We start from the raw sequence: 9,865 nt of genomic DNA on the forward strand, positions 1-9,865 counted from the left end.
TTGGTCATGTCGCTTCGCTCCTGTTCCTGCGGCCCCCGATGGGGCCCGCTCAGGAGAGGATCGGAGCCGCGAACCGGATTTCTACCTGCCCGCCCGGATATTTTTCCGCGACTCGGTTCAACTCGCGCAACTGGCGGCCCGCTGCAGGAGAAACCGCTGCTCAGGGCGGCTGCCGGCCAGACGCGCCGCCTCCCGGTAGGCCGAGGCCGCGGCGGCGGTCTCCCCGGCCTGGTCGAGCAGGTGGGCACGGACGGCCAGCAGTCGATGGTGGCCGGCGAGCACCCCGGATTCCAGCTCGTCCAACAGCGCCAGTCCGGCGTGCGGTCCGTGCGTCATCGCCAGCGCGACCGCCCGGTTGAGGGTGGTGACGGGGTTGGGAAGCAGGCGCTCCAGGATCTCGTACAGCGCCAGGATCTGCCGCCAGTCGGTGGCCTCGGCCGACGGCGCCTCGTCGTGTACCGCCGCGATGGCGGCCTGAACCTGGTACGGGCCGAGCGGGCGAGTCGCCAACGTACGGGTGATGATGCCGGTCCCCTCCGCGATGGCCGCGGTGTCCCAGCGGGACCGGTCCTGCTCCGCCAGCGGCACGAGCGCGCCGTCGGGACCGGTACGCGCCGCGCCGCGCGCCTCGGTCAGCAGCATCAACGCCAGCAGGCCCGCCGTCTCACCGGAGTCGGGTAGCCGCGCGTACAGTCGGCGCACCAGACGCAGGGCCTGTCCGGTGAGGTCGGGCCGGCGCAGATCCGGGCCGGCGCTGGCGCTGTAGCCCTCGTTGAACATCAGGTACAGCACGTGCAGCACGACCTGCAGCCGAGGTCCGTGCTCAGGATCCGGCGGCGGTTCGAACCGCGCTCCGGCCTCCCGCAGGCGCTGCTTGGCCCGTGAGATGCGCTGCCCCATCGTCTTCTCGGGCACCAGGAAGGCCGCCGCTATCTCACCGGTGGTCAGTCCGGCGACCGCCCGCAGCGTGAGCGCCAGCTGCGACGGGGCGGTCAACGCCGGGTGGCAGCACAGGAACAGCAGTTCCAGCAGGTCGTCACGGACCTCCTCGGCGTCCGGCGGTGGTGCGACCAGCGCGTCGCGCGGCGTGGCGTCGAGAGCGGCCCGCTCCCGGCGCTCCCGGGCGCTGTCGGCCCGGACCCGGTCGATGTACCGATTCGCCGCGACCTTGTTGAGCCAGCCCAGCGGGTGGGCCGGGACACCGCCGCGCGGCCAGCCGTCCGCCGCGGCGATCAGCGCCTCCTGCACCGCGTCCTCACAACGGGCGAAGTCCCCGTACCGGCGCACCAGCGAACCGAGCACCTGGGACGCCAGCGACCTCAGCAGCTCCTCGACCGACTCGACCGGCCCGACCGGCTCGTCAGACCTCGGCACTCGCCCAATCACGCCCCATCAGCGGCCACACCTCCAGGCCAGCCCCGCTCGGCAGCCCCGGATAGGCCCGTGCGATCTCCAGCGCCCGCTGCTCATCGTCGACCTCGACCACGAAGTAGGAGCCGACGAACTCCTTCGCCTCGACGTACGGGCCGTCGGTGACGACCGCGTCACCGGCCACCCAGTGAACCGATCGCGGCCGGGGCATCAGTCCCTCGGACTCAAGAAGCTCTCCCGACTCGCGCAACGCGTCGTTGAACCCGTCGACCGCGGTGATCAGGCTCGCCATGTCCTCCGGCGCCAACGCGTTCCAGATCTCCTCATTGCCGTAGATCAGCATCAGGTACTTCATCGCGCCGTCCTTCTCCCCGATATCGGACCGACCCATTGGATTCTGCCAGAGCGGCCCGGCAGGAGAACCGGTCCGACAGGTACGTGTGGATCGGCAGGCCGCGGCCGGCTCCCCCGGGCGGAGAGGTGCTTCAAGACCCGGTGGACGTGCTGCTCGCGGAGGCCGTACGGCCTGGGAGTCCCCCCGTGACTCCCGCCGTCCAGAGCGCCACGCCGATGTAGAGAACCTGCTCGGGGATGCGCTGCCACAGCGGCGACGCCGCCTCTCCCGCTAAGGTCACCCCGGCCAGCGCGGCGTGGATGTTGGCCGGGAGCATGAGCACGAACAGCAGGGCCAGGCAGATCCCGGCCGCCCGCCGGGTGGCCGGGAGTACGAGGCCCACCGCCCCGGCCAGCTCCAGGATGCCGGTCAGGTAGACCATGAGGGCGGGAAACGGGACGAACGGGGGGACCATGGCCACCATGTCGGCGTGGTTCGGCATGAAGGTCACGCCTGGCGGGACGAAGTGAGCGCCGGCCGTCATCACGAGCATGACGGCCAGGCCGTGCGCGGCGCTCACCCGCCAGGTGGCGAAGCGGGCCAGACCGGGCAGCATGCCCAGCAGGCGGAAGCCCAGCGTGGCCACGACGAGAACGATCATGGTCATGGAACTCACCTTCTTCTAGACAACCGGCGATGGTCGTGTCACCGCTCGCCCGCCGGCGGCAGTGGCTCGATCCCTCAATCTTGTCATCGGCAAGATTGAGGGAGATTCGCCATCTTGTCAACGTCAAGATAAGGTGAGTCCGTTACCGGGAGACGATCGAAGCGCGGAGGTGAGGCAGATCGACCAGCCGGTCTACCACCACGGCAATCTGCGGCGCGCCATCATCGACGCCGCCCTTGAGGCCATCGGCGAGTCCGGGCCGGCCGGATGGAGCCTGCGCGAGCTGGCCCGCCGCGCGGGAGTCTCACACGCCGCCCCCGCTCACCACTTCAGCGACAAGACGGGGCTGCTGACCGCCATAGCCGCCGAAGGTTTCGAGGTGTTCGCCGACGTACTGGAGCGAACGGCCGGCGACATCCTGGAGGCCGGCGTCGCCTACATCCGCTTCGCCATCGACCACCGGCCCTACTTCGAGGTGATGTTCCGCCCCGAGCTCTACCGCACCGATGACCCCGGCGTGAGATCCGCACGCGAGCGCGCCTTCCATGTGCTCGTCACCGGCGCCGGCACGATCTCGCCGAACCCGGAACAGGACCGGTTGACCACGATCGCCGCCTGGTCGCTCGCCCACGGCTTCGCCGCCCTGTGGATGAGCGGCGCTCTCCCGGAAAGCGCCCACGACGATCCGGAGATCGTCGCCCGCTCGCTGGTCCGGCTCGTCTTCGGCACAGCGCGGTAGGCGTCGATCCGCTACGACGCGGCGCCGGTGCTGTCCGCGGCACGGGGAGGCCCGGAATGGCGGGCGGTCCTGGCGCGGAGGATCAGGATCGCCCCCGCGAGATAGAGGAGCGCGGCCGCGGCCGCCGGCCACGGGACCAGGTCCGAGTACCGACCCACCTGCTCCTGGCGTGCCGGCAGGCCGGTTTCCGGCGCCAGCAGGCCGAAAAGAAGATAGAGCACCGCGTACGGCCCGAGGCCCAGCACCACGACGGCCCGCACTCCCGCGCTTCCGGCCCGCCACCACACCAGGGCCGCCATGGCCAGCGTGATCACACCGGCCACGGCGTAGCTCCACATGTACCACTGGAGGGTGCTCACCGTTGTCTCCAGGGAGTCGTCCAAGCCGTAGCCGGGCCGGTAGCCGGCCACCAGCTCCCGCTCAAGGGGAGGCAGCAGAACGAGGGCGACCGCCGCGATCACCAGCTCACACCCGGACGCCGCCAGCAGGCACATGACGGCACACCCCGCACGCCGCGCCTTCCATCCCCTCATCGCCACCACCCCTCTCAGAGCGATCATGGAAGAGCCCTCTTGGAAGACGCTTGCGAACCGCTGCCTCAGCCGCCGGCGTAGGTGTCGCCGCCCAGGTCGATCGCGGCGCGCACCGCCTCCGCATGGCTGGAAGTGGTGCGCGGGGCGCGTCCCGCATTTTAGATCGCCGCTCATCATCGAGAGCAGTGCTCTTGACTTGCGCACGCCCAAGAGAGAGCATTGCTCTCATAAAGGAACACTGCTCCGAGGGAGTGTCATGAAGATTCTCTACGCCGGCCCGTCGATCGAGCGCCTGCACGAGGAGTACGCCAAGAAGGGGCGGCTCGACGAGAACGCGCCCGTCAAGTCCTCGACCTCGATCGTCATCGACGCCCCCGCCGAAAAGGTGTGGAAGCTGCTCGCCGACATGAACGGCTGGCCGGAGTGGCGCTCGGACGCGTACGTCGTCGAGCTCGGCGAGATGAAGCCGGACGCGACCTTCCGCTGGAACATCCGGGGATCGGCGATCAGGTCGACCTTCGCCGTGGTGGAGCCGGAGCGGGAACTCACCTGGACCGGTGTCGCGATGGGCTGCATCAAGGCCATCGACCGGATGCGGCTGGACGCGACCGAGAACGGGCGAACTCGCGTGACCATCGAGGAGTCCATGTCCGGCCCCCTGCTGACGCTCTTCTACAGCAGCGCCAAGCTCCGCGAGGGCCACGAGGACATGCTCCACATGCTGAAGACGGCCGCCGAAGGCTAGCGCATCGCGGGGGGTCGCCCCCGGCGACGGCCGTCTCATGCACCGGTTCGCGATACGCCCCCGAGCGAGGTTGCCGATCGTGGTGAACACATCCTTGGACACCCCGCGCCGACAGTGGTTCGCCCATCCGCTTGGCGTCCTCATCGGGTCACGGCAGTGGGCGGCGTCGGCCGGCGCTCTGGAGCGCCGAAAGTAGTTCCCGGGATGGATGGGCACTCACCCGGCAGGTGGACGTCCGGCCGTGCGGTGATGGCTAGCGTGTGATCTTCGTCCCCTCGGCGACATCTGCTCAGCGCATGCGGACGCCATGGGGGCGGGACCGGCACGGGGGTGGGGGTCCGGCACGGGGGCGGGGGCCCGGCGCGTTATCGATCACGTATGCCGAAACTCCTGATCCGGGGATGCGCGCACTCTCTACTCCCATGAAGTCAACACGGAAACGAGAGAACACGAACATGTACAAAAAGGCTCTAGCCGGTGCGATCGTGGCGGTCGCCCTGGCCCCTCTGGCCGCGACCCCTGCCGCAGCGGCGGGAGGCGCGGCCGCGGCAGAGACGGTCACTGTTGTGAAAGCGTCCACCGAGTTCGTACTGGAGGGGAGGAACGTCCAGTTCACCTGCCCGACCAACCAGGTGATGACCTCCAGGGGGCACCACGGAGACGAGAACGGCCTCACCCGGTACGCGTGCAGCCGGGTCCTCGTCAACGGCCAAGAGGTTCAGGTGTCGATGGGAGGCTGGGACCAAGGCAAGAAAGAGAGTGCTTCGACCTTCGTCGCTCCGGAGAACCAGGTCGTCGTCGGCAGGTGGCACGAGGGTGACGAGAACGGCACCACGAGATACCGCACCGCCGCACTGTACTGGCAGGGGAAGCAGATGCGAATCATCTCCCCGATGTGGAGCCAGCTCTATGACGAGAACGACCACGACTGGTACGCGTGGGCGGAGGGCGATAACAAGGTCATGACCGGCCGCGCGCACCGCGGGGACGAGAACGGAGCCACCAACTACCACTACTCCACGGTCGTCCTCGGCAGCTGAGGTCTCATACCTCAATCCCCGGTGCCGCCCTCCGTGAGAACACTCCCGACGGCAGGGCCTCCACCGGGGGCACTTTCCTCGACGTCTTCCGGTTCACCGGCCGGAAGACGTCTTCCCGTATCCGCGCCTTCGGTGAGATGCTCACCGAGTCGTCCGGCCACGACCTGCCATCATGTATCTCCACCGCTCGGGCTCGAACCCGCTGACTCAGCGGGAGCGGTGGTGCGCCCATGCTCGCCCGGCCTCGGCGGCTCGCGTACGGAGATCGCGCTCTTCCTCCGGGCCGAACCGTGCCTTGGAGATCTGGCGCCACTGGCCGATCGGTCGCCGCTCAAGGGCCGAATAGGCTCGGGCGCGTCACTTCATGCCGAGCACATCAGGGAGCCCCATAAGTGGTGATCATCGCTCAGGAGACGTCGTTCGACGAGGCCGAGATGTTCGAGCTCTACGACTCGGTCGGCTGGCACCCGTGGACGCGCGACGTCACCCGGGTATGCCGGAGCCTGGCCAACTCGCACCTGGTCATCACCGCCAGGGACGAGTCGGGCAGGCTGCTCGGCCTGACGCGGACGGTATCCGACGACGAGATCGTCTGCTACGTGCAGGAGTTGCTGGTCAATGCCCGACACCACGGCAAGGGCATCGGCCGCCGACTGCTGGAGCACCTCAAGGACCGGTACGCGCACTGCCGCTACTTCGTCCTCACCACCGACCACGAATCCACCCCCGAAGGCCCCGCGAACCATGCCTTCTACCGCCGCCTCGACCTGATCGAGCACCACGAACAGGGCCTGTCGGCCTTCGGCCTGCGGGTGCGCGACCCCCGGAGCCTCTAGACCCGCCGACCTGTTCTTCGCACGTCGGTACGACTGTCCGCCGCACGGCTGAGGAGATCCCCTCCGGCTCCCTGGAACCTTACAGATGGTCAAGGTCGCGACTTCCGACTTTAGATGAGCGAGGTACGGGGGAACCGTCAGAGATCCTCCAGCGTCGAGAGGAAAACAGATGAAGATGCGGAAGACCGCGATCGCGCTCGCTGCCGGTCTTGCGGTCGCCGGCACGCTGTGGACGGGCGGCGCCGCCGGCGCACAGACAACGGCCCCGGCCCGGGTGCTCGGCCCGTCATGCTCGGTCCTGGGATGCTCATCGGTGGTGAACGACAGCAACACAGTGGCGACGGCTCTTCGGAACTGGTGCCTCAGTACTGGCAGTACGGGCACCTTGACGACCACCAGACCGGCATGCGGAACCCAGTCGACCTACCTCCTCGGCTCGAAGGGCTCGCACACCCCGTGGGACCAGGACTGGGACGTCCTTCAGGTGGACGCGGGCTGGTGTTACTACGTGAAATTCACCTTGCCCGGCCAACCCGACAACTACACCCGGTACGACCGGAGGGGTAAGTCGGCCGGTTGGGTCAAGGTCGAGGACTTTTCGGATGCCCACGTGCTGGGCCAGTCGCAGACTTCTTGCCCGTGATCATCCGGGCATGAGACACGTCTGTTTCTCGCAGTCGGGATAGGTCCCTCCCCGTCTCCTCGGCGGCCTGGGCCAGGTCGCGGCAGATCGGGCCCTCTCCACACGCCCTCACCGGCGTGTGGGGCACCGAGGACGGCGGCGGCCGGCGTGGCCGCATCGACCGCACACTGCGGAAGGTGCCCGCGCCGGTCGCCGGGAGCGAGCACGAGCCACGGCCGCCGCGACGAAACCCCACCGGTGCGGCCCTGGTGCCTGCAGAGGACTCCATCGGGCAGCAGCGCCGACGCTCGGCCATGACGGCTCGCTGGGCGGCGAACAAGCCGCCGTCTCCACGGCGGTCAGTCCCGTTCTCGCCTGCTGATCAGGGAGTCCGTCCGGGCACAAGTAATCTCCAAGGGGGCACGCCCATCCTGCGGGGCATGTACAACACATGCGGGGCCCTGAAGCATGACCGACGAGGCTAGGCCCGGCAAAGAGGCGTGGTGGCATGTCCCGCTGGCTGTGCTGGTCGGCGTCGGGACTCCGCTCTTCTTGGTGACGAACTTGGTTTTGGTCGTGGTGGACGCGTCCCAACCGTGCGTGTCACCGCCCAAGGGCACCTGGCCGCCGACCGCCGCCCACACCGAGACCTTCATCGATTTACCGCTCACTGCGGCTGACATGCCTCGGATCTTCCCCCACCCGGATGAGAAGTCCGTCATCGTCGCGGTCTACCAGACGCCCGGCGAGAAAAAGGTCCAGGTGTGGCGGCGCTCCCCGGAACACACAGACCCGGCCGCCTCGCTCGACGAGGAACTGCAGCAGTCCGGCAGCACGATAGTCAAGGCCAACCCGGGCGCCAGAGGCATCGATGCCTGCGCCGAGGGAATCGTGGCGGTGCCGACCGCTCCGCCCGGTGGTGCGGCGGCCTGCTACCCGTCCCAGTTCAACGACGCGAAGACCCACATCTACGAGTCGGGGGCGGTGTGTCTTTTCTTCGACCGGTGGTCCGGGGCGAAACTGGAGGGACCGGACATGACCGTGAGCGAGCTGGCCAAGCTGATGTCCCGCCTGCGACCCGCCATCCAAGTCCCGCGCCCCCTGTGACCGCATCCCTCGGCCGTCGCACAGAGTACCGATCCCCACCGGAGCCTCCTGGAGGACTTTCTCCCGCCGTGAGCCCGGCATCGCGAGACCTTTTCTTCGACCGGTGGTCCGGGGCGAAGGTACGGCCAGCAGCCTCAACCGCCTCCCGCCAGGCCGGGCCGCAGGCGAGCCCTCTCTGCCAGGCTGGTGTGGCACATAAGGACAAGCAGATCTTAAGCGGAACGAGTAGGGCGAGAACAGGACCTTCTTCACCGTGACGTTGAGCATGACCGACCTGACCGGCACGGCGGGGCATGATGAGCCGGTGGGCACTTCCTCCAACGCATCCGGCTCGGATCGGCCATGAGATTCCTCATCGTCGGTGGCAGTGGTTTTCTCGGCGGCGAACTCGTTCGGCAGTGTCTGGTGGCCGAGCATGAGGTGGCTGCGACCTACCTGACCCGTCCAGGAGAGGCCGCGGGTGTCGAGTGGTCGCCGCTCGATGTGCGCCGACGAGACGACGTCGACGCGCTGATCGACGCGTTTCAGCCGGAGGTGGTCGTCAACGCCGCATACCTGCAGTCAGACTGGGCGACCACGGCGACCGGAGCCGTGAACGTGGCTCTCGCCGTCGCTGCGGCAGGTGGGCGCCTGGTCCATGTGTCCAGCGACACGGTCTTCTCCGGTGCCGCGATTCGCTATGACGAGACGTGCCTCCCCGACCCGATCTCCCCGTACGGTGCGGCCAAGGCCGCCGCCGAGACAGCGGTGGGCGCGATCGCGCCGACCTCGGTGATAGCCCGGACATCCCTGATCATCGGCGACGGTGGTTCTCCGCACGAGGCACTGGTGCATTCACTGGCCACCGGCAGGGCGAGTGGAATGCTGTTCACCGACGACGTGCGATGTCCGGTGCATGTCGTCGATCTCGCCGCGGCGCTCCTCGAACTTGCCGTATCCGAGTATCACGGTGTCCACCATGTCGCCGGCACCGATGCGATCAGCCGGTACGAACTGGGGCTGCTCATCGCCCGACGCGATGGACTCGACGCCGACCAACTGCCTTCAGGTCGGCGAGCGGACACCAACGTGCCCGGCCCGATAGATGTGCGCCTGGAGTGCGGCATGACCCAGCGACGACTTCGGACCAGGCTGCGTGGCGCGCGGCGGTTTCTGCAGTGACGTTTCCATCGCCGACGTCTGACGTCGCGGAGTGCGCCGGACCCGCCAACCCTGTTTTCCACGTGGCCGATCTTCAGCGGAGTGGGCTTGATCCGTTTTGACGGGCATCCGGCCTCCTCGGCCAGTGCGACATGGCAGGAGTTCGGCCACCGTTCCGACGTGAGGAGCCGTACCGGCGGCCGGGAGACTCAAACGGGCAGGTCCCAGCCCGACCCGCGGGGCTCTCCCAGCCAGACACGCTGACGCTCCCCGCTCACGGTGAGCCCGTACGCCGACTGGTGCGGAGATCCCGCCCCCTGCCAGGCCAGGACGGCATCCTCGACCGCGTCCCACAACCGCAGCGGACCGTGCTGGCGAACCGTCCACCCACCCACCTCTGGCCGGGTGGTGGCCTGCGAACCGGTCGCCACGTCCAGCAGGGCGACCTCCTCACCACCACCCAGCTTCACCGCCGACGGCGCGGCCAGCTGTCCCGCGAACAGCCCGGCCGGATCGTCCAGGACGCGCGGATCCACCCGGCTCGCCCTGCCGTCCCCGATCCCGAGAAGGGGGGACGACATCGGGGGCGGGCCGTGAGGGCGGGCGGTCATGAAGTAGACATCGTCCTCCAGGAACCGTCCGCTCGCCGTACCGTCGTCGGCGACGGTGAGGTGCGCGAACGCGGCCCCGCCCATCCACCCGGAAAGAGGTGCGGTGATCGTGCCTCCGTC

The 9,865-nt window shown here is 68.5% G+C and carries 12 protein-coding genes and 1 pseudogene; 9 read left to right on the forward strand and 4 right to left on the reverse strand.

Translation table 11 applies throughout. The features are described 5' to 3' along the window. Window positions 1-117: 117 nt before the first annotated feature. Window positions 118-1,374 (reverse strand): sigma-70 family RNA polymerase sigma factor, encoded by a 1,257-nt coding sequence (locus AB0J58_RS42690; protein WP_364227125.1) that lies wholly within the window; start codon window positions 1,372-1,374, stop codon window positions 118-120. Then, complete coding sequence (locus tag AB0J58_RS42695; RefSeq protein WP_364227127.1) at window positions 1,361-1,726, reverse strand: YciI family protein; 366 nt, start codon at window positions 1,724-1,726, stop codon at window positions 1,361-1,363. Before AB0J58_RS42695 ends, AB0J58_RS42690 begins: the two co-directional genes overlap by 14 nt. 236 nt (window positions 1,727-1,962) lie before the next feature. On the opposite strand from AB0J58_RS42695, the gene AB0J58_RS42700 reads away from it, so the two are divergent. The 3 genes from AB0J58_RS42700 to AB0J58_RS42710 all read left to right on the forward strand — a co-directional run bounded on the left by AB0J58_RS42700 (window position 1,963) and on the right by AB0J58_RS42710 (window position 3,111). After that, window positions 1,963-2,142, forward strand: coding sequence for a hypothetical protein (locus AB0J58_RS42700; protein ID WP_364150037.1), 180 nt, complete (start codon window positions 1,963-1,965; stop codon window positions 2,140-2,142). Window positions 2,143-2,256: 114 nt separating this feature from the next. Further along, window positions 2,257-2,391, forward strand: a complete 135-nt coding sequence (locus AB0J58_RS42705) for a hypothetical protein (RefSeq protein ID WP_364227129.1) — start codon at window positions 2,257-2,259, stop codon at window positions 2,389-2,391. 150 nt (window positions 2,392-2,541) lie between these two features. Continuing rightward, a complete protein-coding gene (locus AB0J58_RS42710) occupies window positions 2,542-3,111 on the forward strand; it encodes a TetR/AcrR family transcriptional regulator (protein WP_364227132.1) in 570 nt (189 codons plus the stop codon). Between the two features lie 11 nt (window positions 3,112-3,122). On the opposite strand, the gene AB0J58_RS42715 is transcribed toward AB0J58_RS42710, so the two are convergent. Then, a complete protein-coding gene (locus tag AB0J58_RS42715) occupies window positions 3,123-3,671 on the reverse strand; it encodes a hypothetical protein (protein WP_364227135.1) in 549 nt (182 codons plus the stop codon). A gap of 229 nt (window positions 3,672-3,900) precedes the next feature. On the opposite strand from AB0J58_RS42715, the gene AB0J58_RS42720 reads away from it, so the two are divergent. The 6 genes from AB0J58_RS42720 (at window position 3,901) to AB0J58_RS42745 (ending at window position 9,155) form a co-directional block, all read left to right on the forward strand. Then, window positions 3,901-4,389, forward strand: a complete 489-nt coding sequence (locus AB0J58_RS42720) for an SRPBCC domain-containing protein (protein ID WP_364227137.1) — start codon at window positions 3,901-3,903, stop codon at window positions 4,387-4,389. Between the two features lie 455 nt (window positions 4,390-4,844). Further along, entirely contained in the window at window positions 4,845-5,429 is a 585-nt protein-coding gene (locus AB0J58_RS42725) for a hypothetical protein (protein ID WP_364227139.1), read from the forward strand. A 392-nt stretch (window positions 5,430-5,821) separates the two neighbouring features. Next, window positions 5,822-6,265 (forward strand): GNAT family N-acetyltransferase, encoded by a 444-nt coding sequence (locus AB0J58_RS42730; protein WP_364227141.1) that lies wholly within the window; start codon window positions 5,822-5,824, stop codon window positions 6,263-6,265. A gap of 169 nt (window positions 6,266-6,434) precedes the next feature. Next, complete coding sequence (locus tag AB0J58_RS42735) at window positions 6,435-6,908, forward strand: hypothetical protein (protein ID WP_364227144.1); 474 nt, start codon at window positions 6,435-6,437, stop codon at window positions 6,906-6,908. 534 nt (window positions 6,909-7,442) lie between these two features. Beyond that, window positions 7,443-7,994 (forward strand): hypothetical protein, encoded by a 552-nt coding sequence (locus AB0J58_RS42740; protein WP_364227146.1) that lies wholly within the window; start codon window positions 7,443-7,445, stop codon window positions 7,992-7,994. A 342-nt stretch (window positions 7,995-8,336) separates the two neighbouring features. Continuing rightward, window positions 8,337-9,155: a sugar nucleotide-binding protein gene (locus tag AB0J58_RS42745; RefSeq protein WP_364227149.1), complete on the forward strand. Its 819-nt coding sequence runs from the start codon at window positions 8,337-8,339 to the stop codon at window positions 9,153-9,155. 188 nt (window positions 9,156-9,343) lie between these two features. Here the strand turns inward: AB0J58_RS42745 and AB0J58_RS42750 are convergent. Beyond that, window positions 9,344-9,865 (reverse strand): annotated as a pseudogene (locus AB0J58_RS42750) (methyltransferase); the annotation flags it as partial.

The sequence above is a fragment of the Streptosporangium sp. NPDC049644 genome, assembly GCF_040675205.1.
GTDB lineage: Bacteria > Actinomycetota > Actinomycetes > Streptosporangiales > Streptosporangiaceae > Streptosporangium > Streptosporangium fukuiense.

Excerpts from the sequence above, each read along its gene's own strand:
- AB0J58_RS42705 (WP_364227129.1), top strand. The coding sequence starts at position 2,257 with ATGACGGCCAGGCCGTGCGCGGCGCTCACCCGCCAGGTGGCGAAGCGG.
- AB0J58_RS42700 (WP_364150037.1), top strand. The coding sequence starts at position 1,963 with ATGCGCTGCCACAGCGGCGACGCCGCCTCTCCCGCTAAGGTCACCCCG.
- AB0J58_RS42715 (WP_364227135.1), bottom strand. The coding sequence starts at position 3,671 with ATGATCGCTCTGAGAGGGGTGGTGGCGATGAGGGGATGGAAGGCGCGG.
- AB0J58_RS42695 (WP_364227127.1), bottom strand. The coding sequence starts at position 1,726 with ATGAAGTACCTGATGCTGATCTACGGCAATGAGGAGATCTGGAACGCG.
- AB0J58_RS42745 (WP_364227149.1), top strand. The coding sequence starts at position 8,337 with ATGAGATTCCTCATCGTCGGTGGCAGTGGTTTTCTCGGCGGCGAACTC.
- AB0J58_RS42735 (WP_364227144.1), top strand. The coding sequence starts at position 6,435 with ATGAAGATGCGGAAGACCGCGATCGCGCTCGCTGCCGGTCTTGCGGTC.
- AB0J58_RS42720 (WP_364227137.1), top strand. The coding sequence starts at position 3,901 with ATGAAGATTCTCTACGCCGGCCCGTCGATCGAGCGCCTGCACGAGGAG.
- AB0J58_RS42725 (WP_364227139.1), top strand. The coding sequence starts at position 4,845 with ATGTACAAAAAGGCTCTAGCCGGTGCGATCGTGGCGGTCGCCCTGGCC.